Below are 22,279 nucleotides of genomic sequence, written 5' to 3'. Positions count from 1 at the left end.
GCTGCATTCCTCTCTTATGCCGCTGGCGGCTGCGGCCAGGGGTGTTGTGGATCGCGGATCTGCTCGAAAGCACGCGAGAGCTGCAGAACGCCCAGGTCGTCAAACCGGGCGCCTGCCATCTGCAGGCCGATGGGCAGGCCGGCTGCGGTGTAGCCGCAGTTGACGGAGGCCGCAGGCTGCTCAGACATGTTGTAGGGCACGGTAAAGCCGATATGCTCCAGCGGGCGCATTGGGTCGTTGGTGGGCCCGGCCCATTCGGCCTGGAATGCCACATGGGGTGCAACCGGAGAGATGACATAGTCGAACGCGCTGGTGGCGCGAACGGTGGCAACGCGCACCAGGTGGAATTGCTGGCTGGCGTGGAAGACCTCCGTGCCGCTCATGCCCTGGGCGCTGTCGGCCCATGCGCGAATATAGGGCAGCACCTTGTCGCGCTGTTCGCTGCTGAGCGCCTGCATGTCGGTGAACGAGCGCATGCGCCAGAAATGGTCCATGCCGTCGAGCATGCCCTGTGTCATGAAAGGCTGCATACGCGTGACCTGTGCACCTGCCTCCTGCAGCAGATGGGCGGCACGTTCAACGGCAGCCCTGACTTCGGGCTCCAGCGGCAATCCGCAGCCTGCATCGAGCAGCAGGCCGATGCGCTTGCCCCGGATGAAATCGGGTGTGGTGGTTGCCACCGAGCTCCAGGCAATGTCTTGCGCGGGCAGGCTCATGGTGTCGCGCACGTCGGGAGCCGAGAGCACCTGCATCATCAGTGCCGAATCGGCTACGGTGCGGGTCATCGGCCCTGCGGCGCGACCGGTGTAGGGCGGATCGATTGGAATGCGTCCCAGGCTGGGCTTGAGGCTGTAGATGCCGCACCAGCTGGCAGGCAGCCGCAGCGAGCCGCCGATGTCGGTGCCAATGTGCAATGGGCCATAGCCAGCTGCGGCAGCCGCGCCACCGCCAGCGCTGGAGCCGCCCGGGCCCTTGCTCAGATCCCAGGGGTTGCGCGCGAGATGGTGAAAACTGGAGAGGCCTGACGACAGCATGCCGTAATCGGGCATGGTGGTCTTGGAGAACATGATGGCGCCCGCTTCCCGCATGCGGGCTGCGGGCGGTGCATCGGCAGCCGCAGGCACCAGCTTGACGGCGGCCGTCCCTGCGGGCAGCGGGTCGCCTTGCGTGGCAATGTTTTCCTTGATGGTGACGGGTACGCCGTCCAGCAGACCGGCTGGTGCGTTCCTGCTCCAGCGCGCTTCGCTTTCGCGCGCCTGCGCCAGGGCTTGTTCGGGGCGGTACAGGTAGGTGGCGCACAGCCGTGGCTCCCACTGCGATACATGGTCGATGACGGATTGCATGACATCGACAGGGGATAGCTCGTGCCTTTGGTAGGCAGCCAGGAGCTCGGTGGCGGGCAGATCGTGCAGCGCGGTCATGGAGACGGTGAGTGGAATCGGTTGGGTTTCAATGAAAAAAGCCCATCACGGCACGTTGCCTGTGATGGGCTTGGCGTGAGGCGAACAGGCCCTGCAGCAAGCGTAGCAAGCCGCGTTGTTTATGCCCAGTACATGGATGACAGGTCGTTGACGAAGATCGGCATGTCCTTCCACAGGCCGCGCAGGTTCTTGGCGGCAACCGTGATCCACTGCGGCTGGTACAGGTAGACGTTGGCGGCGTCCTCGGCCAGCAGGCGTTGCGCGTCGCCCAGCAGGCGGGCGCGGTCGGCGGGGCGCGCTTCCAGCTTGATCTGCTCGAACAGCTTGTTGAATTTTTCCGACTTGTAGCCCCAGTAGTAATCCGTGCGGGTGTAGTTTTCCAGATCAAACGGCTCGACGTGCGAGATGATCGACAGGTCGTAATTCTTGTTGGTATAGGTGCCCGAGAGCCACTGCGCCCATTCCACGTTCTGCAGCTTGACGTCGATGCCGATCTTGGAGAGTTGGGCCGCGACGATCTCACCGCCCTGGCGCGCATACGGCGTGGGAGGGAGGGTCATGGTCAGCTGCAGAGGTGTCTTGACACTGGCTTCGGCCAGCAGCTTCTTGGCTTTCTCGACGTCATAGGGGTTGATGCCGGTGGTATCGACATAGCCGAACGCGCCGGGCACGTAGTGGCTGCCGATCGGCACACCCAGGCCTTCTGCAGCACCTGCGATCACGGCCTTGCGGTCAATGGCGGCCGACAGCGCGCGGCGAACGCGTACATCATCGAGCGGTTTGCGGCGTTCGTTGATGGCGACGATGGTCTTGGCGCGCGATCCGCTGGTCACCACCTGGTAGCGCGGGTTGGATCTGAACTGGTCAACGCCTCGAGGCGTTGCGCGGGGGAATACATCGACGTCGCCTGCCAGCAGCGCAGCCACCTGGGCCGCAGCATCCGAGATGAAGCGGAAGGTGGCGCGGCGGATGCGAATGGTGCCTGCATTGCGGTACTGGGGCCATGCCTCCAGGGTGATCGACGCGCCCTTGCTCCAGTTGCCCAGTTTGTAGGGGCCAGTGCCCACGGGCTTGGTGGCGTTGGTGTCGGCGCTCTTGGGGTCGACGATGATGGAGGTAGCCTGGCCCAGCACAAAGAGCAGGTCAGGGTCGATTTCCTTGTTGAGGATCACGACGGTGTGCTCATCCACCACCTGGGCTGTCAGGTTGGCAAAGGTGCGCTTGTCCTTGTTGGTGCTTTTTTCGCCAGCGGCGCGGTCGAACGAGAATTTGACCGACTGGGCGTTGAAGGCCTCGCCGTTGTGGAAGGTGACGCCCTTGCGCAGCTTGAAGGTATAGGTCTTCAGATCGGGCGAGACTTCCCAGCTTTCGGCCAGCAGGGGCGATACGCTTCCATCGGAATTGACTTTGGTCAGCGTTTCATAGATGTTGTACTGGGTGATCTCCGCAATGGAGGAGGCCGCGCCGGCCGTGGGATCGAGCCCTGGCGGCTCCAGCGTCATGCCGAGCACAACAGTGTCTTTCTTGTTCTGCGCTTGGGCGGTGGCGGGCAGCCACAGTGGCAGCGGGGCCAGTGCGCCTGCGGCAAGCAGATTTCTACGATTCAGCATCCAGGAACTCCTTGGAACAATTTTCTAGCGGATGACGGATTCATGGTCCTCGGTTCTGCTCTGAAAAGAAGAGCGGGTGGCGCGCGTCACTGCTGCATTATCGATGGTCTTAGGGTTTAAGACCAAGAGCATCAAGCGCTGGCAGCTATGGTTTTTGTGTGCTGCACCGCAGATGACGTGCCACGTTCCTCCAAAGACAGAACCTTGAGACTCAGGTTATACAGGACTTGGCATGGCCTGCGCCTGCATGGTCTGTGTAGCCTGCAGATGGCGGCGCCGGGGCCGTACCTGCGGCACTGCACCCACCAGCTTTTGCGTGTAGGGGTGCTGCGCATGCTGGAACAGCTGCGCGGGCGTGCCGCGCTCCACGATTTCGCCCTTGTAGAGAACGACCACTTCATCGCACAGATGGTTGATGACGGCCAGATCGTGGCTGATCAGCATGTAGGTGATCCCAAACTCAGTCTGCAGGTCCTGCATCAGGTTGAGCACCTGGGCCTGTACGGACACATCGAGTGCGCTGACCGGTTCATCGGCCACGATCAGCTGGGGCTTGGTGATGAGGGCGCGCGCAATGGCAATGCGCTGGCGCTGGCCGCCAGAGAATTCATGCGGGTACTTGTCCACGTCCTGCGGGCGCAGGCCCACCTGCTGCAACACCTCGATGGTGCGGGCGCGCTGCTCGGCACGGCTGCTGTCTCCCTGAGCCTGCAGTGGCTCGCTGACGATGCGCTCCACCGTCTGGCGCGGGTCCAGCGAGCCATATGGGTCCTGAAACACCATCTGGAAATCCTTGCGCGCGCTGCGCAGGGCATCCGCCGGCATGCGGTGCAAATCCTGGCCTTGCAGCAGCACCTGGCCGGAGGTCGGTGCGTCAAGCGCCATCACCAGGCGTGCCAGGGTCGATTTGCCTGAGCCCGACTCGCCTACTACGCCCAGGCTCTTGCCTGCATGCAGGCTAAAGCCCACGCCCTTGAGCGCCTCTACCGTGGGCGGCGCGGTAAAGAGTTTTTCGCGGGGCAGGGTGTAGGTGCGCACCAGATCGCGAACCTCCAGCAAAGGGATACTGCTCATACGGTGGCTCCTGCGTCGGTGGTGGCTGTTGCGTAGGCTTCGGGGCGCAGGCAATGCACCTGGTGGGCTTGGTCAGGTTCTCCTGCCGCTTCAGCCACCAGATCAATACAAGGCGGCACCTGTGCAGCACAGGCCGGTTGGGTGAAGCTGCAGCGTCCGGCAAAGGTGCAACCGACAGGCAGGTCCACCAGCTCCGGCACGGTGCCGGCAATGGTCTGCAGGCGCTGGGGCTTGCCATCAACACGCGGCTGCATGCTCGGGCGCGCCGCCAGCAGACCGCGGGTATAGGGGTGGGCCATGTGCTCGAATACCGCCTCGGTGCTGCCCGATTCGACCACGGTGCCGCCGTACATCACCACCATCTTGTCGACGTTCTGCGAGATCACCCCCAGGTCGTGCGATATCAGCAGCAGCGCCATGTTGCGCTCGGCCACCAGGCCATTGATGAGATCGAGGATCTGCTGCTGGATGGTCACATCCAGCGCCGTGGTGGGCTCGTCGGCAATCAACAGATCGGGCCCGCAGGCCAGCGCCATCGCGATGGTGATGCGCTGGCGCTGGCCGCCGGAGAACTGGTGGGGATAGGCATCGTAACGCTGCGCTGGCTGGGCGATCCCGACACGATCGAGCATGGCAATGGCATCGTTGCGGGCCTGGCGTGCGCTCATGCCTTTGTGCAGGCGAAGGGGCTCGCTGATCTGGTGGCCAATGGTCTGCACGGGGTTCAATGCCGTCATCGGCTCCTGAAAGATCATTCCGATGCGGTTTCCGCGCACCGTGCGCCACCAGCGATCGGGCTGGCCAACCAGGCTGTGGCCGTCAAACAATGCACTACCGCTCACCTGCGCAGATTCGGGCAGCAAACCCATCAACGCCATGGCGGTGATGGATTTTCCGCAGCCCGATTCGCCAATCAACCCCAGTGCCTGCCCGCGCTCGATCTGGAAACTGATGTCGCGCACGGCCCGTGCCGGGCCACGGTGTGTCTGGAGCTGGATGCTGAGGTTGGATACATCTATCAAAGCCATGGCCAATCCTTAGCGTTTGCGGGCCAGACGGGGATCGAGCAGATCGCGCAGACCGTCGCCGAGCAAATTGAGGCCCAGCACCGACAGCGCAATCGCCACGCCCGGAAACACTGCGAGCAGGGGGGCCTGGAACATCAGGGTCTGCGCTTCGCTCAGCATGCGGCCCCAGGACGGCTGTGGCGGCTGTGTGCCCAGGCCCAGGTAGGACAGCGCGGCCTCGGCCAGAATCGCCAGTGCAAACTGGATGGTGGCCTGCACGATCAAAACCGACAGGATATTGGGCAGCACGTGCTGCCAGGTGATGCTCCAGCTGTTCTTGCCGCAGGAGCGGGCCGCCAGAATGTACTCTCGCGACCAGATGGCATTGGCCGATGCACGGGTGATGCGTGCAAAGGTCGGAATATTGAAAATGCCGATGGCAATGATGGAATTGACAATGCCCGCACCAAACACGGCCGTCAACATGATGGCCGAGAGAATGGCGGGAAAGGCAAAGGTGAAGTCGGACAACCGCATGATGGTTTCTTCCACCCAGCCGCGCTTGGCAGCCGCCAGCAGCCCCAGGGCGGTGCCGATGGTCAGGCCAATGCCCACCGCCACAAGGCCTACGAGAATCGAATTGCGGGCGCCCACCAGCAATTGCGACGCCACATCCCGGCCATAGGCATCGGTGCCCAGCCAGTGCGCCAGTGTCGGGGCCTGGAGCTTGGCTTCCATGTTGATATCGTAGGGAGACCACGGCGTCCACAGATACGAAATCGCTGCGGCCAGCAGGAGCGCGAGCGTGAGGACAGCACCGATGACGAAGCTGGGGTTGTGCCGCGCACGGCGCCAGAAGCTGGGGGCTGCGGGAGCCGCGCGCGCCGGAAGCGCTGTAGTCGGCAGCGGCGCTGCCAGAGGGGAGGAGGGCTGGCTCATAGCTTAGATGTCACTGGCCTTGATACGGGGGTCGATCATGGCGTAGAGCAGATCGACCAGGAAATTGACCACCACCACCATGGCTGCCAGCAGCATGACGCAGTTACGTACCACCATCAGGTCGCGGTTGGCGATGGACTGAAAAATCAGCCGTCCCATGCCTGGCAGGTAGAACACGTTCTCCACCACGATGGTGCCTGCCAGCAGATTGGCAAATTGCAGCCCCATGACGGTGACTACGGGAATCAGCGCATTTCGCAGCACATGCTTGTAGAGCGCAGCACGCTGGGACAGGCCTTTGGCGCGGGCGGTGCGCACAAAATCCTCGCGCAGCACTTCCAGCACGGCAGACCGCGTGATGCGGGCCAGAATGGCCGCCTGCACCACGGCCAGGGACACGGCGGGCAGCATCAGCGCCTTGATGGCGCCCCAGAACGAGCCGCCCGATGCCTCCGTCCAGCCCGGAAAGCCGCCGGCCGAAAACCATTTGAGCTGCACCGAAAACAACAGAATCAGCAAAATGGCAAACCAGAAGTTGGGAATGGCGATGCCCAGCTGCGCCAGGCCCATGACGCTGACGTCGCCAATCTTGTTATGGTGGCTGGCAGCATAGATCCCGGCAACCAGGGCCACGGCGGTGGTGATGACCATGGCCATCACTGCCAGCGGAACGGTGAGGGCAAGGCGCTCGGAGATCAGCTCCAGCACCGGTGTGCCATAGCTGTAGCTGTTGCCCAGATCGAGTTGCACCAGGCCACTGATCCAGTGCCAGTAGCGCTCCCAGGCTGGCTGGTTGAGCCCCAGCTGTTCGGCCAGTTCTGCCACGGCTTCGGGTGCGGCATCAGGCCCCATCAGCATCTGGGCTGCGTTGCCGGGCAGTATTTCAAGCACCAGAAACACGACGATGGACGTACCCAGCAGTGTGAGCAGCAGCGTGAGGGTGCGCTTGAGGAAAAAAAGGCCCATGGTCGGCTGTCGTGGTTAAGTGTTCTCAAAAACAATAGCGAAGACTCTTGTCTTGGTAAGCGTTACCAGCATAACGCGAAAAATTCCGGCACACCATGCATGCTTACTCGCAAAGACGCGAGTATGGCGAAGGCGAAGGCGGGATAATGTCGCTCATGTCACACTTTTTGCTCCATTCCCACATGGAGGTGCAACCATGGCTTTGATGATTACCGATGAGTGCATCAACTGCGATGTGTGCGAGCCTGAATGCCCGAACGATGCCATCTATCTGGGAGAGGCGTACTACGAGATCGAGCCGAACAAATGCACCGAGTGCGTAGGGCACTTTGACGAGCCCCAATGCGTGCAGATCTGTCCGGTAGCGTGTATTCCGGTCAACCCCGAGTTTGTGGAGAGCCAGGAGACGCTGATGCAGAAGTACCTGCGTCTGCAGGCAGAGAAGGGCTTGTAGCCTGCTGGGTTGTCCATCACCCTGACTCGTCCTGTCATAGGTTGACACCTATTCGCGACTAATCTCCAGCCCAAGCTGGTTGGCGAGAGACGCCCGATGTACTGCATCGGGCGTTTTGTATTTTAGGGACAGGTGCGGCCGGCGCTCGTTGTACAGCCGTACCGATTCGCCCACCATGGTGCGGGCCTGCGAGAGATCGGCAGGTCGTTGCAACAAGTATTCCATCTTGAGGATTCCATTGACCCGCTCAGCCAGAGCGTTTTGGTAGCAATCGTAGCCATCGGTCATGGAGCAGGTGATGCGGTGGCGTGCATGGATGCGCTGGTATTGAGCCGAGCAGTACTGAACACCTCTATCAGAGTGGTGTACGAGCGGCTGATCTGTTCGCCGCTGACGCAGTGCCATCTTCAACGCTTGGCTGACCTGCTTGGTCTCCAGACTATCGTGCACGTGCCAGCCCACGATCTTGCGCGAGTAGGCATCGGTCACCAGGCTCAGACAGGCAGTCTTCTCCTTGGTGGGTAGATACGTGATGTCAGCGACCCATAGCTGCTCACAACCACTTGCCACTGTTTTGGTCGGGCCCTCCTTGAGTAGATTGGGGTGCCTGCGGTAGTGATGATGGCTATTGGTGGTCTTGTGGTACGCATGCCGTGGCAGCACCAGCATGCGTGCTTGGCGCAGGACAACGAACAGTGCATCGCGCCCGATCTGGATTCCCGCCTGTTCAAGCGGCGGCTTGAGCAAGTGCAGCAGTTTGCGTGTGCCAATGCGTGGCTGATGGCGCCTCTCTTCACTGGCCAACTCCACCACCGCCTTGTCCCGCTCGCTGCGTGCACGCTGGCAGACCAGGCGCTTGTAGTGCGCTTGGCGGCTGATTCCCATGTAGCGGCAAGCCCTCGTGACGCTTAACCCTTTGACGAGCTTTTGCGTGAGGACTTGCCCGCAGGCTTTTTTGTGACTTGGACTCCGTAGTCGCGCTTGAGCACGTTCACTACCGCTTCAAAGAAGGCCGCTTTCTCGCGGGCTTCTTTCAGCTGCACTTCCAGCTCCTTGATGCGCTGCTCTGGAGTCAGCAGCTTGGGCGATTCAGGCATCTTCTGTAATCCTTTGCCCCTTGATGATGCAGCTTTCCAGTCCTGCCGTCCGTGCTTGCGAAGCCACACCAGTACAGTTGAGGCGCCCTGGATTCCGTACCGCTCATGGGCCTGCCGGTAGGTCAGCTCGCCTCTTTCGACTTGATCGACTACCGCGAGTTTAAAAGCCAGCGTGTAGTCCCGTTGCGTTCTCTTAACCCACTGTTCCATTTGACTTTCCTTTCTGTTCTTCAGAAAGGTGTCAACCCAATTCAGGACGGGTCACCCAAAACAAAAAAAGCGCCATCAGGGCGCTTTTTGGTATTTGGGGGCAAGATCAGGTACCCGCAGGCCGTGGAGGCTTGGGGCGTGCCGGTTTGGTGGTGTGGATCTTGAGGGTGGCCTTTTCCATGTCGCCGGACAGAAGCTCTGGCGCGGCCTGCATGGCATGGATGATGCTGTCTTCAATCAAAGTCCGCTGGTCGGGGGCTGGCTTGCGCAGCACCCAGTGGGGCACTTCTTCCTTGTTGCCGGGGTGGCCTATGCCGATGCGCAGACGCCAGTAGTCAGGCGAGCCCAGTTGCGCATGGATGTCGCGCAGGCCATTGTGGCCACCATGACCGCCACCTTTCTTGAGCTTGACCTGGCCGGGAGGAAGATCGAGTTCGTCGTGCGCGACCAGAACCTCTTCTGGCTTGATCTTGAAAAAGCGCGCCAGAGCGCCTACCGACTTGCCGGAGAGGTTCATGAAAGTTTGCGGCTCCAGCAACCAGATGGATTCGCCTTGCACCGTTGTGCGGGCGACGAGGCCGTAGTAGTTGCGGTCGGGGGTGAGCTGTACGCGCAGATGGCTGGCGAGCGCATCGATCCACCAGAAGCCCGCGTTGTGGCGGGTGCCTTCATATTCCGGTCCGGGGTTTCCGAGGCCAACAAACAACTTGATCATGGGCGAGAATTATCGGTGCTGCGAAGGTGCATTCCGCATACTCTGCAGGGTGCGGGTGATGTCCTTCTGAAGAAGAGCTATTGTCTCGATGGAGCATGGAGATGAAAAAAGGCTGCATTGTGACCAATGCAGCCTTTTGGGGTATTTCAGCGCCAATGCGCTGTCATACCTATGTGCTTACTCGGCAGCAGGAGCGGCTTCGTCAGCAGCGCCACCAGCAGGAGCAGCCACGGAGATCACAGCAGCATTGCTGTGGGAAACCAGGGTTACGCCCTTAGGCAGAGCCACATCGTTCAGGTGCAGGGTTGCACCCTTTTCCAGCTTGCTCAGGTCCACACTGATGAACTCAGGCAGATCCTTGGGCATGCAGCGGACTTCGATTTCGGTCACGACTGGCGTAACCATGCACTTGTCGATCTTCACTGCAGGCGATTCTTCGGCGCCGGAGTAGTGCACAGGCACCTTCATGGTCAGCACGGTGTTGGCGTCCACGCGTTGGAAGTCAACGTGCAGAACCAGTTGCTTGAAGGGGTGGTACTGCACATTGCGCAGCAGCACTTGGCTCTTGGCGCCGTCCAGATCCATTTCCAGCACGGATGCGTGGAAAGCTTCCTTCTTCAGGGCGTACCACAGCGTGTTGTGGTCCACTTCAACCAATTGAGGCTCGGCTGCACCACCGTAGATGATGCCGGGCGTACGGCCAGAATTACGCAGGCGGCGGCTCGCACCCGTACCTTGCTTAGCGCGCGCAAAAGCGACAACGTTCATTTTTATACTCCAATGGGGATAGGCCGCGACCAGCCTACCCGGTTAAAAAGGCCGCTGCATTTGCAGCGGCCAGCGAAAACAGTCGATTTTAGCAGATGATGAATTTTTGGGCAATGCCCGAAAATTCATCAGGCGTCCTGGAACAGGCTCATCACCGATTCACCCGTGGCGATGCGGTGAATGGTTTCTGCAAACAGCGGAGCCACGGTCAGCTGGCGAATCTTGCCGCAAGCGCGGGCGCTCGCTGACAGGGGAATGGTGTTGGTAACCACGACTTCGTCCAAAGCTGCGCCATTGCCGATGCGTTCGATGGCAGGGCCCGAGAAGATGGGGTGTGTGCAGTAGGCGTAGACCTTCTTGGCGCCACGTTCCTTCAGCACTTCGGCAGCCTTCACCAAGGTGCCCGCGGTGTCGATCATGTCGTCCATGATGACGCAGTTGCGGCCATCGATATCGCCGATGACATGCATCACTTCAGACACATTGGCCTTGGGACGGCGCTTGTCGATGATGGCCAGATCGCATTGCAGTTGCTTGGCAAGGGCGCGTGCGCGCACCACACCACCAACGTCCGGCGATACGACGATCAGGTCTTCGTAGTTCTTCTGGCGCAGATCGCCCAGCAGCACTGGCGACGCATAGATGTTGTCCACCGGAATGTCGAAGAAGCCCTGAATCTGGTCTGCGTGCAGGTCCATGGTCAGCACGCGGCTCACGCCAGCGGCCTGCAGCATGTTGGCAACCACCTTGGCGGTGATGGGCACGCGGGTGGAGCGCACGCGGCGATCCTGGCGGGCATAGCCAAAGTATGGAATCACGGCACAGATGCGTTCGGCCGATGCGCGCTTCAATGCATCCACCATCACCAGCAATTCCATCAGGTGGTCATTGGTTGGAGCACAGGTGGGCTGAATGATGAAAACGTCGCGCGCACGGACGTTTTGCTTGATCTCCACCGTGACCTCTCCATCGGAGAAGCGGCCTACATCGGCTGCGCCCAAAGAGGTGTGAAGGTGTTGTGCAATTTCAGTAGCAAGGCCTGTGTTGGCGTTGCCACTGAAAACCATGAAGTCTGGATGATGGTTTTGCATAGCGTCCCAGTGGGTATGGGTTAGCTGTGAGCGCTGCTTTTGCGCGGTAAGAAATTGGCAGGGGAAGAAGGATTCGAACCTTCGCATGCCGGAATCAAAATCCGGTGCCTTAACCAGCTTGGCGACTCCCCTACAAGAATCAATGCTAAGCAACACTGATTCCTAAAAACCTTTAGTCTCTTGCCCATCCAAACAAGGGATGCTCAATAAGACTTTTGCAATCTTTCACTGTCCAGTCTTGTGAAAAACTGCTTTGGCAGCTAATAGCTTGCTTTTTTACTGCAAACACCGCACTACCTGAGCCCGTCATTCTAGCATGTAATCCTTGCGATTCAAGAAAGTCACTGACTTTTTTTATCGATGGACACAGGCTTTCTGCGACCGGCTGCAAGTCGTTTTGACCGAAATCAAAGTGCTTTGCAGCGAAGTCCGAAATTGTAGCAGCTTTTGAATCGCGTTTCAGGTTGGGGTTTGAAAAAATTAATTTCGTATCCAGGCCTTCTTGCGGCTTCACAACTATCAGCGCGGTGTCTGCTAGCTGCTGCTCGTTTTCGAGTGGGCGTATTATGTCACCGATTCCTTCCACCCAAGCCGACTTTCCGAAAATAAAAAACGGAACATCGGCCCCAAGCTGCAGCCCGATGCGTTGCAGCTCATCGCGGCTCAGTTGTAGATTCCACAGTTGATTGAGCGCCAGCAGGGTGCTGGCAGCATCGGACGAGCCGCCTCCCATTCCGGCCTGCGCGGGCAGGTGCTTGTGAACACCGATATGGACCCCCTGCGTGCAGCCTGTGGCTTGCTGCAGCGCCCGCGCTGCGCGGGTGATCAGGTCGTCTGCGGGCAATGGCGTGCCCAGGTCTTCTCGGGTGATGGTGCCGGAGGGGGTGGTTTCAAAATGCAGTTCATCGGCCCAGTCGATCAGCATAAAGACCGACTGCAGCAGGTGATAGCCGTCTGCACGGCGGCCGGTGATGTGCAGAAAGAGATTGAGTTTGGCCGGGGCGGGGACGTCGTACAGCGTACGCATGGTGCGGATCAATTCAACAAAGGGCTAAGGGCGCTCAAGCACGATGCGCAGGCTGGCTTCCGGGAGGGGCGAGGTGCGTTGGGCAGTGATTTTTCCGTCGCTGAAGGCATCCAGGTCGGCTTGCCAGCCCGCTGCGGGCGTATTGCGGCCCTGCAGCCAGTCAAAAAGTGCTGCGATGGGCAGGTTGGCACCCAGGAGTTCCTCGGTCAATTCATCGAGCGAAGCCTTTTCGCGGACGGTATTGCCTTGAGTGACGCTGGCTTGCTCTGCAGTCCAATGGACGCGAGCCACAATGTTGCCCAGCGGGTTGAGCAATACCAGTTCGCCCTGGCGTGGACTGCCGGACAGCTCAAAACTGCCGCTGGTCGTCTGCGGTGGTGCAGTCTGCACCTGCACCGACATGCGCCCGCTCCAGTAACCTGCGCCGGCCGCTGGGGTCAATTGCCGCTGGGGCGTTGCGCAACCTGCGAGCAGGGCCAGTGCCGTCCCGGTCGCCAGTGTGGCGCAAAAGCGCCTTCTGGCGATCGGCTTGCTCAAACCTGTCACAGGTGTCATGGCTCAATGCCCAGGAGTTTGAAGGTCTTGAGCACGGTTTCGTTGTCCGGCGCATCCTTTCTGGCGGCCCGAAGCAGTTCTTCTGCAGGCTTGGACTTGCCTTGCTTCCACCAGACTTCGGCCAGGTGCGCACCGATTTCCGGGTCGGGCTGCTTGGTGTAGGCTTTTTCCAGCAATTGCGCGGCCTGCTCCAGATGTCCCTGCTTGTACTCCACCCAGCCCAGGCTGTCGGTGATGAAAGGGTCGCCAGGCACCATGCTGAGCGCCTTTTCGATCAGGGACTTGGCCTCGTCGAGCTTGAGGCCACGGTCTGCCAGCAGGTAACCCAGCGCGTTGTAGGCATGGTGGTGATCAGGCTTGAGTGCGATGAGCTTGCGCAGCAGTGCTTCTGTCTCTTCGATCTTGTCGGCGCGTTCGGCAAGCATGGCCTGTTCGTAAAGCAGATCCGGGTCGTTGGGCTGCATAGCCACGAGTTTGGATTGCACTTCGAGCGCCTGGGTGTAGTTCTTGGCAGTTTTGTACAACTGAACCTGCGCAGACAGCTTGGTGCGAATTTCCCCGGGATTGGTTTCTGGCAAGTCGTTCAGCAAGGCAGCTGCCGCCTCAAACTGGCCTTGCTGCATGCGGATGGACGCCTTGCGCAGTGTCGCCAGGGGCTGATTGCCGGTTTTGGCGATTTCGTCGGCCCAGTGCTCGGCTTCTTCCCATTTCTTCTGGGCTTCTGCCATCTGTTCGCGCAGCATCAGGCTCTGAATGCGCACTTCCCGCTGCAGAACCTGGGATGGGAACTTGTCGATCAAGGTGTCGAGTTTGAGCAAGGATACATCGGCATCCGAATACTGCTTGAGTTGGGCCTGCAGCGCCGCCTTGAGAATCCAGGCATCGGCAGAGCTGGGATCGATCCGTGTAGCCTCGTTCAACTGCTTCTGGGCTTCCTCCAGGCGGTCGGCATTCATCAGGCTGCGGGCATAGGCCAGATGCGCGTCGGCGCTTTTGGAGTTGCTGAGAAAGTCGGTGACCAGTGATTCGGCCTCGGGCACATTGGCTGCAACCAGGGCTGCAGCCAGCCGGCCCGCAGCCTGGTTGCTGGCATCGAGCGACAGCGCCTTGCGCGCGGCTTCCAGCGCCGCTGTGGGCTGCTCTGCGGCAAGTTCCATGGTGCCGATGGCTGCCCAGGCGTCAGGCCCTGTGGCTGGATTTTCCAGTTCTGGCGTCAGTGCTTCGCGCACAATGCGTGCGGCCTGCTTCTGGTCGCTGACACGTCGGTAGATACTGGGAATGGCGCGAATCCATTCGAGTTTTTCGTCGGGCTTGGCCAGGGCAATTTCCTGCTTCAGCAGCGCGCCTGTCTCTTCGCCGTGGTTGGTCGAGAGCATGACCTGCAGCAAATAGCGGCTGGCCTGGCGCGATTGCGGATGCGCCTGCCTCCAGGCCTGGGCAACCATGCTGGCTTTCTGGGCAGAGCGGGAGAGCAGTGCAATTTGCGCGGCCCGCTGGTAGACCTTTTCGTCGCCGGTGCGGCGTGCAGCATCCAGGAGCAGTTCCACACTGGTGGTGGCGTCGCCCTGGCTGGCGTACATTTCGCCCAGCAAAAGCTCATAGAAAAGCTCGGCGTCCAGCTGAGACTGGGCATCTTCCGCACGTTCTGCAGAGGCGATGCTCTGCCCTTTTGCGGAAGGATGGGATTGCGCGGTGGGGCTTGCATTTGCCAGCGCGGGCACGGTCAAACCGGTTGCCAGAAAATATGCCAAATATCGGAGAGCGTGCTTCATCAGCCCATAATAAACGATAGCCCACGAGCCATGCAGAAGGAAAACAGTGCCTGAGTTACCAGAAGTGGAAGTGACAAGACGCGGACTGGTTCAGCCCTTGCAGGGCGCCACCATTGAACGCATCTCGCTTGGAAAGCCCTTGCGCTGGCCGCTGGGGATTGAGCCCGCAACCCTTTCCGGCCGCATGGTGCAGCATGTTCTGCGACGGGGTAAATACATTGTTTTGCAGTTGGACCAGGGCGTCTTGCTGCTGCACCTGGGAATGTCGGGCAGCCTGCAGATTGGGCCCGACTTGCCGCCCGCCGGGCCGCACGACCATTTCGATCTGGTGACGGACCGGGGTGTCCTGCGGCTGCATGACCCCAGGCGCTTTGGTGCGGTGGTATGGGCGCCGGATATCGCGTCGGACATGGCGGCCAAGCTGCTCAACCATCTGGGCATGGAGCCGTTTGACGAAGGGTTCAGCCTGAACTATTTCGCAGACGGGCTCAAGCGCTCCAGCACGCCAATCAAGCAGTTGCTGTTGGGTGGGCAACTGGTGGTCGGGGTGGGCAATATCTATGCGAGCGAAGTGCTGTTCCTTGCGGGCATTCTGCCTTCCAGGCCTGCAAACAAGGTGACCAAGGCCCAGGCGCAGCGCCTGCACACGGCCATTCCCCAGGTGCTGGGAAAAGCCATTGATCTGGGCGGCAGCACCTTGAAGGATTTTGTGCAGGTCAACGGCTATGCGGGCGCTTTTCAGGCGCAGGCCAATGTGTACGGAAGGGCAGGGGAGCCCTGCAAGCAGTGTGGGGCGCCTGTGATTGCGATCAAGCAAGGCCAGCGCAGCACGTACTATTGCCGCAAGTGCCAGAAATAGGAAGTGGCGCCGGCGACCCGAGGCCAGGCCAGCTCCGTCATTGATCATCTTTGACCGGGCGCTTGCATCGAAGGTGCACCATGGCTGATTCCGATGCCTACCATCCGCAGTTCTTTCTTTTCGAGTTTAGATTTGAGTCAATTTTCACAACAGATCGTCGCCTGGCAGCAAAGTCACGGACGCCACCACTTGCCTTGGCAGAACACCCGCGACCCGTACCGCGTCTGGCTGTCAGAAATCATGCTGCAGCAAACGCAGGTCACTACGGTTCTGGGCTACTACGAGCGGTTCCTGCAACGTTTTCCAACGGTTGCAGACCTGGCAGCAGGGAGTGATGAAGAAGTGATGGCGCTGTGGAGCGGCCTGGGCTACTACAGCAGGGCGCGCAACCTGCACCGCTGTGCGCAGGAAGTCATGTCGCGTTTTGGTGGCGCCTTTCCCCCCACGGTTGAAGAACTTGCTTCACTGCCCGGCATCGGCCGATCGACCGCCAGCGCCATTGCATCTTTCTGCTTTGCAGTACGCGCAGCCATTCTGGATGCGAATGTCAAACGGGTGCTGACACGGGCGCTGGGTTTCTCGGACGATCTGGCCAGCAGCGCTGCCGAGAAAAGGCTCTGGGCACTGGCGGAAGACCTGCTGCCGACTACCGACCTCCCCACCGCGATGCCACGATACACCCAAGGGATGATGGACCTGGGTGCAGCTATTTGTACACCCAAAAAGCCAAGTTGCCTGCTGTGCCCTGTGCATGGCAGTTGTGCAGCGCGGCGCGAAGGTGCGCCCGAACGCTACCCGGTCAAGACCAAGAAGCTTAAGCGCACTTCAGCCAGCTGGTGGCTGCTGTGGGTGGAGCGTGCCGACGGCGCCATCTGGCTGGAAAAGCGCCCGGCCAAAGGCATATGGGCCAGTTTGTACTGCCTGCCGGTGTACGAAACCGCAGCGCAGTTGCAGCAGGCCGCCCGGGATTGGGGCGGTGCTGCGCCAGAGCCGCTCGCGCCGTTTCTGCATGTGCTCACCCACAAGGATCTGCATCTGCACCCGGAGCGGATTCATGCCGAAAACCCACCGCTACCAGCGACAGCCGGGGGCTGGTACCGGCGCGATCAATTGTCCGCACTGGGTTTGCCTGCGCCTGTGCGCAGTTTGCTGCAGGGCTGAACGGCGACTTCAGCCTTATTGGTGGCTTGGTTATCCAGGTATCTATCAAAAAAGAGAGCTGTTTGCGCGCTCCATGACTGGGTTTTGATTGATTCTTTATTTGAAACCCAATAGGAGTAAGCGCAAGATGCTATGGTTTTTGCAAAACGCAGGCATGCGTTGCAGTGCAGGGGCGTACTGCCGCTGCCATCAATGCGTTCTCTGGTCTAGTTCGCGGTGGCGCTGCAGTGTGGTCCAGCGGCTTTGGAAGTGTTGCGCCAGTGCGTTGACGAGGTAGACCGAGCGGTGCTGGCCGCCGGTGCAGCCGATGGAGACGGTGGCATAGCTGCGGTGATTGAGCACCATCTCGGGCAGCCAGTTGTCCAGGAAGCGGATGATGTCTTCCTGCATTTTGAGCACGGCTGGCTGCTGTGCCAGAAACTGCGCAACCGGCGCCTCCAGCCCGGTGTGGCTGCGCAGATCCGGCTCGTAGTAAGGGTTGGGCAGCATGCGTACATCGAACATGTAGTCGCTGTCCATGGGAATGCCATTCTTGAAGCCGAATGACTGGAAGACCAGGGTCAGGCTGGACGTAGGCGCCTGCATGAACTGCTTGATGTAGGCCTGCAATTGCGACACGCGCAGATTGCTGGTGTCAATCACATGCGCCTGCTCGCGCAGATCGGCCAGCAGGGCGCGTTCTTCGTCAATCATCTGCACCAGGGCGCGCGGGCCGGCCTGCAGCGTTTCATTGGTCAGTGGGTGGCGCCTGCGTGTTTCGGAAAAGCGCCGGATCAGGATGTCACGCAGCGCATCCATGTAGATGAGTTGCACCTGGGCGCCGGTAGCGCGCAGCTTTTCGAGCTGCTCGGGCACCAGGTACAAGGCCTTGGCGCTGCGCGCGTCAATGGCAATGGCAACGCGGTTGCCATGCTGCCAATGCTCCAGCGATACCAGCGAGGGCAGCAGCTCTGGCGGCAGGTTATCCACACAGTAGTAGCCAATGTCTTCCAGCGCATGCAGCGCGACCGACTTTCCCGAGCCGGCCATGCCCGTCAGCACCACTACCTGCAGCGGCGTTCGCCGGTCTGCGCTATTGGTCATGTACACCTCCTGCAATCATTTCCCGTGCGTGGGCCCTGCTGGTGGATGAAATATGTTCCCCGCCGAGCATCCGCGCGATCTCATCGATCCGGCCATTCTCCGTCACTGCACTGATATGGCTGCTGGTGCCGGATTTGCTGCGCTGTTTGGTCACCACCAGATGGGTATCGCCGCGTGCAGCTACCTGCGCCAGATGGGTGACTGCCAGCACCTGGCGATCCTGGCCCAGTGCGTGCATGACGCGGCCCACGGCATCGGCAACGGCACCGCCAATACCCGAGTCGATTTCGTCAAAAATCAAGGTAGGAGCCTGGCCGAGCTGGCTGGTGGAGATGGCAATGGCCAGCGAGATGCGAGACAGCTCGCCGCCCGAGGCGACCTTGGCAATGGGTTTGGGTTCGGTGCCAGGGTGTCCGGCTACCAGCAACTCCACATCGTCCATGCCATCGGCGCGGGGCTCCTTGGCCGGATGAATGGTGGCGACAAAGCGGCCGCCAGCCATGCCCAGCTCCTGCATCGCGTTGGTAATGGTTTGCGACAGGCGCTCCGCAGCGCGCGAGCGTATCTTGCTGAGCGCCTGTGCAGCCTTTTCGTAGACTTTCCAACCCTGTGCGGAAGCACTCTCCAGCGCATCAATGTCTGCAGACGCATCCAGGGCCTTCAGTTCGTTCTTCCAGCCTTGCAGTAGCGCGGGCAGTTCTTCGGGCGGGCGCTTGTAGCGTCTGGCGAGGCTGATCCAGCTGCCCAGGCGCTCGTCCAGTTGTTTGAGCTTGTCAGGGTCCAGCTCTGCATGCCGCAAATAGCCGCCCAGCGAGCGCGCCAGGTCTTCCAGCTGTGCGATGCAGCCTTCCAGCGTTTCAGCCATGGCGGCAAATTGTGGCTCGACATGGGCCTGCGCCTGCAAGGTGTGCAACGCGCGATTGGCTTGCACGCTGGCGCCGCTGTCCTCATCTTCCAGGGCGGCCATTGCATGGGTGGCGGCATCCATCAGGGCCTGGGCGTGGGACAGCCGCGTGTGCTGGGTGTTGAGTTCTTCCCATTCCTGCTCGGCGGGGGCAAGCTTGTCCACTTCGGATATCTGCCACAGCAGCCGCTCGCGCTCACGCTGGTGGGTCGCTTCCATGCTCCGGGCCTGCTGTAGCGCCTTGTCTGCGGCGCGCCAGGCGAGGTAAGCCTCTTGAACGCCGCTGCAATCGGCATTGGCGTAGGCATCCAGCAGGCGCCGCACAGGCTCTGCCTGCATCAAACTTTGCCAGGCGTGCTGGCCGTGGATGTCGACCAGGGCCGGGGCAATGTTGCGCAGTTGGGTTGCGGTCGCCGCCACGCCATTGATCCAGAATTTGCTCTTGCCCTGGGCATCAATCACGCGGCGCAGCAGCAATGATGCATCGGGCTGCAGCTCATTCTCAGTCAAATACGGCATCAGCGCAGATGGCGTATCAAACTCTGCTATCAATTCTGATTTAACAGCGCCTTGGCGCACAAAGCCGGTATCGGCGCGGCTGCCCAGCACCAGTTGCAGTGCGTCGATCAGAATCGATTTGCCAGCGCCGGTTTCTCCGGTCAAGGCAGTGAAGCCGGGCGAAAAATCAACCTCCAACTGCTCGACGATCACAAAATCGCGCAGCGCAATGCGCTTGAGGCTCATGGTGTGATGCCCCCTTCGTTCCAGCCCAGTTTCTTGCGCAAGGTGGCGTAGTAGTTCCAGCCGCGAGGGTGGAGGAATCGTGTCTTATGGGGAGCACTCCGCACCAGAATCTTGTCGCCACGCAGAATGGAGGCCAGCGACTGCATATCGAAATTGGCCGCTACGTCGCGTCCGCCAATTACTTCGATCGAAATCTCCTGTGTATCGGGCACCACGATCGGGCGGTTGGAGAGCATGTGCGGCGCAATCGGCGCCATGACCCAGCAGGCCAGCGCCGGGTGCACGATCGGGCCACCTACCGACAGCGCATAGGCTGTGGAGCCGGTGGGGGTGGCGATGATCAAGCCGTCGGCGCGCTGATTGGCCACCAGTTGGCCGTCCACCTCCACCCGCAGCTCCACCATGCCCGATGTGCCGCCACGGTTGACGACCACATCATTGAACGCCAAGGCCTGGAATACGCACTCGCCATCGCGGATCACCAGCGCATGGATCATCGAGCGAATCTCTTCTTCGTACTCGCCCGCCAGAATGGCCGACAAGGGGGCGAGGAAAGTCTGCAGCGGAATATCCGTCACAAAGCCCAGCCGCCCCTGGTTGATACCTACCAGCGGCGTGTTGTACTTGGCCAGCTCTCGCCCCACGCCCAGCATGGTGCCGTCGCCGCCCAACACAATGGCAAGATCGCAGCGCCTGCCCACCTCGTCGAGACTGAGCGTGGGGTAGTGGTCCATGCCGGTGAAGTTGGCCGTTTCCTGCTCCAGGTAAGCAGTGCCGCCCCGGGCCTCGACATAGCTGGCAATCTGGCTGAAGGCGACAATGGACTGCTGGCGCACCTCCGCAGAAGGCGGCGCATGGTATTTGCCAATCAGGGCAATGTGTTGAAAGCGAGACTGCATACGCAAATTACATCATTAAAATGCCACCATGCTCGATGATCGCGCCCGATTGCTGCTGAAAACCCTGGTGGAACGCTACATAGCGGATGGTCACCCGGTGGGGTCGCGTGCGCTCACGCAGGCGTCTGGCCTTGATCTGTCTCCTGCCACCATCCGCAATGTGATGGCTGATCTGGAGGGATTGGGCCTGATCGCCAGTCCGCACACTTCCGCAGGCAGGGTGCCTACTGCGAAAGGATACCGCTTGTTTGTCGACACGATGTTGACGGTCGAGCAGGACCAAATGGTATCTGCGGAAATTGCGCCTGAGCAGCCGCAAAAGGTGATTGCGAGCGCTGCGGGAGTGCTTTCCGACCTGTCGCAGTTTGTGGGTGTGGTGCAGGCTCCGCGTAAAAGCTCATCCTTTCGGCATATCGAATTCCTGCGACTGTCGGAAAAGCGCATTCTGGTGATCCTGGTGTCGCCCGATGGCGATGTGCAGAACCGCGTGATCTTCACCGAATCCGATTACTCGCAAAGCCAGTTGATCGAGACGGCCAACTACCTGAATACACACTATGCGGGCCTGGCCATTGACCAGGTGCGCCAGCTGTTGCGCAAAGAGGTGGAAAAGCTGCGCGACGAGATTGGCGCCCTGATGCTGGCGGCCGTTCATGTCGGGGAGGATGAGGGCCAGGCGCAGGACGAGCTGGTCATCGCGGGCGAGCGCAATCTACTGGCTGTCAGCGATTTCAGCAATGACATGACCAATCTGCGTCGCGCGTTTGACCTGTTTGAGCAGAAAACGCAGATTCTGCATCTGCTCGAAAGCTCCAACCGGGCCGAAGGCGTGCAGATCTATATCGGTGGTGAAAGCCAGATATTGCCGGTGCAGGAGCTGTCGGTGGTGAGTACGCCTTACCAGATCAATGGCAAGATCGTGGGTACCCTGGGGGTGATCGGGCCCAAGCGCATGTCTTATGAAAAGATGATCCAGATTGTTGGAATCACCTCAAAGCTGGTTTCCAACGCGCTGAGCCATTCCAAATAGACGCTAGAATGCCTAGCTTCACCTGCAAAGGTGGTGGTGCTGGGGCGTTAGCTCAGTTGGTTAGAGCAGAGGACTCATAATCCTTTGGTCGTTGGTTCAAGTCCAACACGCCCTACCAGTATTCATATAGGAAGTCTGCTATTTAATAGGTAGCAAAATTTCGTTTCTATGATGCGTGTAGCCACTGTGTAGCCATCGGTGCATGGTTTTGCAGCTCAGGCTTACTTCCTGGTGTTGCTCATCCGTCAGTGTCTCGCGCGCGTACGCGTACATCTCAAAAGTTCTCAACTTCTGTGAAAGTCCCTTGTGGCTTGGGTCGTCATACGCGCGCCTGGCATGAAGTTGTGCCACACCAACCCAAAAAACGAATTTTCTAACCTGACAGCGCAAAAGTTTGGTTCCAGTGTCGGTCCTGGCCAGGATTAGGTGGACTTTTGGTACACCCTCGGCCTTGTCGGCGTTCACCTTCGCCTGTATAGCCCTGGTTAAGCACTTCGGCTAAATGATGACCATGGCAGACTTTGTGCGCGTACTTGCTGCGTACCACAGGTTGCGTACCTTACGGGCCGCCAAACAGAGAAACAATGGCGCTCACGCGCGCGTACATCTCCGAAATGAGTATTTGGCAAGACCCCAGGGAGACACGCCATGATGGATATCGTAACCATCGGAGCGGTGACCACCGCGGTCATCAGCGGCCAGAGATAGAGAGGTGACTCCCTTCCTTGCACATGGCATACGGATAGATGTCCTTCGTGATCAAATACAAACGCTGTGTTGCGGTTTGTCAGCGCTCCGCTGCCTTGACTCCTAAAGCATCCAGTGTGGCTTCTTCGTCAGGCCCGGCAGGATGGATGTTAAAGCTTTAACAGAAATCAAACCGGAATCAACAA

General features: G+C 60.0%; 20 protein-coding genes and 2 tRNA genes. 5 read left to right on the top strand and 17 right to left on the bottom strand.

The annotated features are described in order from the left end of the window. Window positions 1-14: 14 nt before the first annotated feature. From ABIE32_RS19480 to ABIE32_RS19455, 6 genes are all read right to left on the bottom strand, one after another. The gene (locus ABIE32_RS19480) at window positions 15-1,421 is read right to left on the bottom strand and encodes an amidase (protein ID WP_224150129.1); all 1,407 of its coding nucleotides are present in this window, start codon (window positions 1,419-1,421) and stop codon (window positions 15-17) included. A 119-nt stretch (window positions 1,422-1,540) separates the two neighbouring features. Beyond that, the gene (locus ABIE32_RS19475; RefSeq protein WP_429018584.1) at window positions 1,541-3,031 is read right to left on the bottom strand and encodes an ABC transporter substrate-binding protein; all 1,491 of its coding nucleotides are present in this window, start codon (window positions 3,029-3,031) and stop codon (window positions 1,541-1,543) included. A 216-nt stretch (window positions 3,032-3,247) separates the two neighbouring features. Continuing rightward, window positions 3,248-4,105: an ATP-binding cassette domain-containing protein gene (locus ABIE32_RS19470; protein WP_429018581.1), complete on the bottom strand. Its 858-nt coding sequence runs from the start codon at window positions 4,103-4,105 to the stop codon at window positions 3,248-3,250. After that, entirely contained in the window at window positions 4,102-5,133 is a 1,032-nt protein-coding gene (locus tag ABIE32_RS19465; RefSeq protein ID WP_224150126.1) for an ABC transporter ATP-binding protein, read from the bottom strand. Before ABIE32_RS19465 ends, ABIE32_RS19470 begins: the two co-directional genes overlap by 4 nt. Before the next feature lie 9 nt (window positions 5,134-5,142). Beyond that, entirely contained in the window at window positions 5,143-6,051 is a 909-nt protein-coding gene (locus ABIE32_RS19460) for an ABC transporter permease (protein WP_429018578.1), read from the bottom strand. Window positions 6,052-6,054: 3 nt separating this feature from the next. Then, window positions 6,055-7,017, bottom strand: a complete 963-nt coding sequence (locus ABIE32_RS19455; protein WP_395025586.1) for an ABC transporter permease — start codon at window positions 7,015-7,017, stop codon at window positions 6,055-6,057. Window positions 7,018-7,213: 196 nt separating this feature from the next. On the opposite strand from ABIE32_RS19455, the gene ABIE32_RS19450 reads away from it, so the two are divergent. Next, window positions 7,214-7,471 (top strand): YfhL family 4Fe-4S dicluster ferredoxin, encoded by a 258-nt coding sequence (locus ABIE32_RS19450; protein WP_429018573.1) that lies wholly within the window; start codon window positions 7,214-7,216, stop codon window positions 7,469-7,471. Window positions 7,472-7,519: 48 nt separating this feature from the next. Here the strand turns inward: ABIE32_RS19450 and ABIE32_RS19445 are convergent. The 8 genes from ABIE32_RS19445 to ABIE32_RS19410 form a co-directional block, all read right to left on the bottom strand. After that, window positions 7,520-8,778, bottom strand: a protein-coding gene (locus ABIE32_RS19445; protein WP_429018570.1) for an IS3 family transposase whose coding sequence is annotated in 2 segments (ribosomal slippage) — window positions 7,520-8,430 and window positions 8,430-8,778 — 1,260 coding nt in all. Because the reading frame shifts where the segments join, the coding sequence is not laid out codon by codon here. A gap of 106 nt (window positions 8,779-8,884) precedes the next feature. Next, window positions 8,885-9,493: an aminoacyl-tRNA hydrolase gene (pth, locus tag ABIE32_RS19440; protein ID WP_224150122.1), complete on the bottom strand. Its 609-nt coding sequence runs from the start codon at window positions 9,491-9,493 to the stop codon at window positions 8,885-8,887. A gap of 177 nt (window positions 9,494-9,670) precedes the next feature. Further along, complete coding sequence (locus tag ABIE32_RS19435; RefSeq protein WP_395025590.1) at window positions 9,671-10,261, bottom strand: 50S ribosomal protein L25/general stress protein Ctc; 591 nt, start codon at window positions 10,259-10,261, stop codon at window positions 9,671-9,673. A gap of 128 nt (window positions 10,262-10,389) precedes the next feature. Then, on the bottom strand, window positions 10,390-11,352 hold the full coding sequence (locus ABIE32_RS19430) for a ribose-phosphate pyrophosphokinase (RefSeq protein ID WP_224150120.1): 963 nt from the start codon (window positions 11,350-11,352) through the stop codon (window positions 10,390-10,392). Window positions 11,353-11,407: 55 nt separating this feature from the next. Further along, a tRNA-Gln gene (locus ABIE32_RS19425) sits at window positions 11,408-11,484 on the bottom strand. 40 nt (window positions 11,485-11,524) lie between these two features. Further along, window positions 11,525-12,379 (bottom strand): 4-(cytidine 5'-diphospho)-2-C-methyl-D-erythritol kinase, encoded by an 855-nt coding sequence (gene ispE, locus ABIE32_RS19420; protein WP_429018565.1) that lies wholly within the window; start codon window positions 12,377-12,379, stop codon window positions 11,525-11,527. A gap of 24 nt (window positions 12,380-12,403) precedes the next feature. Further along, window positions 12,404-12,934 (bottom strand): outer membrane lipoprotein LolB, encoded by a 531-nt coding sequence (locus ABIE32_RS19415; protein WP_429018562.1) that lies wholly within the window; start codon window positions 12,932-12,934, stop codon window positions 12,404-12,406. After that, window positions 12,931-14,655 (bottom strand): tetratricopeptide repeat protein, encoded by a 1,725-nt coding sequence (locus tag ABIE32_RS19410; protein ID WP_224150117.1) that lies wholly within the window; start codon window positions 14,653-14,655, stop codon window positions 12,931-12,933. Before ABIE32_RS19410 ends, ABIE32_RS19415 begins: the two co-directional genes overlap by 4 nt. 97 nt (window positions 14,656-14,752) lie before the next feature. Here ABIE32_RS19410 and mutM point away from each other — a divergent pair, with 97 nt between their 5' ends. Together mutM and mutY are read left to right on the top strand one after the other, a co-directional pair. Beyond that, window positions 14,753-15,565 (top strand): bifunctional DNA-formamidopyrimidine glycosylase/DNA-(apurinic or apyrimidinic site) lyase, encoded by an 813-nt coding sequence (mutM, locus tag ABIE32_RS19405; protein ID WP_429018559.1) that lies wholly within the window; start codon window positions 14,753-14,755, stop codon window positions 15,563-15,565. Window positions 15,566-15,658: 93 nt separating this feature from the next. Beyond that, window positions 15,659-16,726, top strand: coding sequence for an A/G-specific adenine glycosylase (gene mutY / locus ABIE32_RS19400; RefSeq protein WP_429018557.1), 1,068 nt, complete (start codon window positions 15,659-15,661; stop codon window positions 16,724-16,726). A gap of 189 nt (window positions 16,727-16,915) precedes the next feature. On the opposite strand, the gene rapZ is transcribed toward mutY, so the two are convergent. The 3 genes from rapZ to ABIE32_RS19385 are packed head-to-tail and all read right to left on the bottom strand — an operon-like array spanning window position 16,916 to window position 20,356. Beyond that, complete coding sequence (rapZ, locus tag ABIE32_RS19395) at window positions 16,916-17,809, bottom strand: RNase adapter RapZ (protein ID WP_429018554.1); 894 nt, start codon at window positions 17,807-17,809, stop codon at window positions 16,916-16,918. Beyond that, the gene (gene recN / locus ABIE32_RS19390; RefSeq protein WP_429018551.1) at window positions 17,799-19,457 is read right to left on the bottom strand and encodes a DNA repair protein RecN; all 1,659 of its coding nucleotides are present in this window, start codon (window positions 19,455-19,457) and stop codon (window positions 17,799-17,801) included. The genes rapZ and recN overlap by 11 nt, the downstream gene beginning before the upstream one ends. Continuing rightward, on the bottom strand, window positions 19,454-20,356 hold the full coding sequence (locus ABIE32_RS19385) for an NAD kinase (RefSeq protein ID WP_224150112.1): 903 nt from the start codon (window positions 20,354-20,356) through the stop codon (window positions 19,454-19,456). The genes recN and ABIE32_RS19385 overlap by 4 nt, the downstream gene beginning before the upstream one ends. A 28-nt stretch (window positions 20,357-20,384) precedes the next feature. On the opposite strand from ABIE32_RS19385, the gene hrcA reads away from it, so the two are divergent. After that, window positions 20,385-21,386, top strand: coding sequence for a heat-inducible transcriptional repressor HrcA (gene hrcA, locus ABIE32_RS19380; RefSeq protein ID WP_429018547.1), 1,002 nt, complete (start codon window positions 20,385-20,387; stop codon window positions 21,384-21,386). A gap of 41 nt (window positions 21,387-21,427) precedes the next feature. Next, a tRNA-Ile gene (locus tag ABIE32_RS19375) sits at window positions 21,428-21,504 on the top strand. The last annotated feature ends 775 nt before the right edge of the window (window positions 21,505-22,279 follow it).

The organism is Comamonas sp. 4034 (assembly GCF_050434545.1).
In the GTDB taxonomy this organism is placed as follows: Bacteria; Pseudomonadota; Gammaproteobacteria; order Burkholderiales; family Burkholderiaceae_C; genus Comamonas; species Comamonas odontotermitis.
The sequence above is the reverse complement of the archived record's forward strand: the minus strand, read 5'-3'. Positions and strand labels throughout refer to the sequence as shown.

Excerpts from the sequence above, each read along its gene's own strand:
- ABIE32_RS19465 (WP_224150126.1), bottom strand. The coding sequence starts at position 5,133 with ATGGCTTTGATAGATGTATCCAACCTCAGCATCCAGCTCCAGACACAC.
- ABIE32_RS19470 (WP_429018581.1), bottom strand. The coding sequence starts at position 4,105 with ATGAGCAGTATCCCTTTGCTGGAGGTTCGCGATCTGGTGCGCACCTAC.
- recN (WP_429018551.1), bottom strand. The coding sequence starts at position 19,457 with ATGAGCCTCAAGCGCATTGCGCTGCGCGATTTTGTGATCGTCGAGCAG.
- ispE (WP_429018565.1), bottom strand. The coding sequence starts at position 12,379 with ATGCGTACGCTGTACGACGTCCCCGCCCCGGCCAAACTCAATCTCTTT.
- ABIE32_RS19415 (WP_429018562.1), bottom strand. The coding sequence starts at position 12,934 with ATGACACCTGTGACAGGTTTGAGCAAGCCGATCGCCAGAAGGCGCTTT.
- mutY (WP_429018557.1), top strand. The coding sequence starts at position 15,659 with ATGCCTACCATCCGCAGTTCTTTCTTTTCGAGTTTAGATTTGAGTCAA.
- hrcA (WP_429018547.1), top strand. The coding sequence starts at position 20,385 with ATGCTCGATGATCGCGCCCGATTGCTGCTGAAAACCCTGGTGGAACGC.
- pth (WP_224150122.1), bottom strand. The coding sequence starts at position 9,493 with ATGATCAAGTTGTTTGTTGGCCTCGGAAACCCCGGACCGGAATATGAA.
- ABIE32_RS19430 (WP_224150120.1), bottom strand. The coding sequence starts at position 11,352 with ATGCAAAACCATCATCCAGACTTCATGGTTTTCAGTGGCAACGCCAAC.
- ABIE32_RS19480 (WP_224150129.1), bottom strand. The coding sequence starts at position 1,421 with ATGACCGCGCTGCACGATCTGCCCGCCACCGAGCTCCTGGCTGCCTAC.
- ABIE32_RS19455 (WP_395025586.1), bottom strand. The coding sequence starts at position 7,017 with ATGGGCCTTTTTTTCCTCAAGCGCACCCTCACGCTGCTGCTCACACTG.
- ABIE32_RS19460 (WP_429018578.1), bottom strand. The coding sequence starts at position 6,051 with ATGAGCCAGCCCTCCTCCCCTCTGGCAGCGCCGCTGCCGACTACAGCG.
- ABIE32_RS19450 (WP_429018573.1), top strand. The coding sequence starts at position 7,214 with ATGGCTTTGATGATTACCGATGAGTGCATCAACTGCGATGTGTGCGAG.
- rapZ (WP_429018554.1), bottom strand. The coding sequence starts at position 17,809 with ATGACCAATAGCGCAGACCGGCGAACGCCGCTGCAGGTAGTGGTGCTG.
- ABIE32_RS19385 (WP_224150112.1), bottom strand. The coding sequence starts at position 20,356 with ATGCAGTCTCGCTTTCAACACATTGCCCTGATTGGCAAATACCATGCG.
- ABIE32_RS19435 (WP_395025590.1), bottom strand. The coding sequence starts at position 10,261 with ATGAACGTTGTCGCTTTTGCGCGCGCTAAGCAAGGTACGGGTGCGAGC.
- ABIE32_RS19475 (WP_429018584.1), bottom strand. The coding sequence starts at position 3,031 with ATGCTGAATCGTAGAAATCTGCTTGCCGCAGGCGCACTGGCCCCGCTG.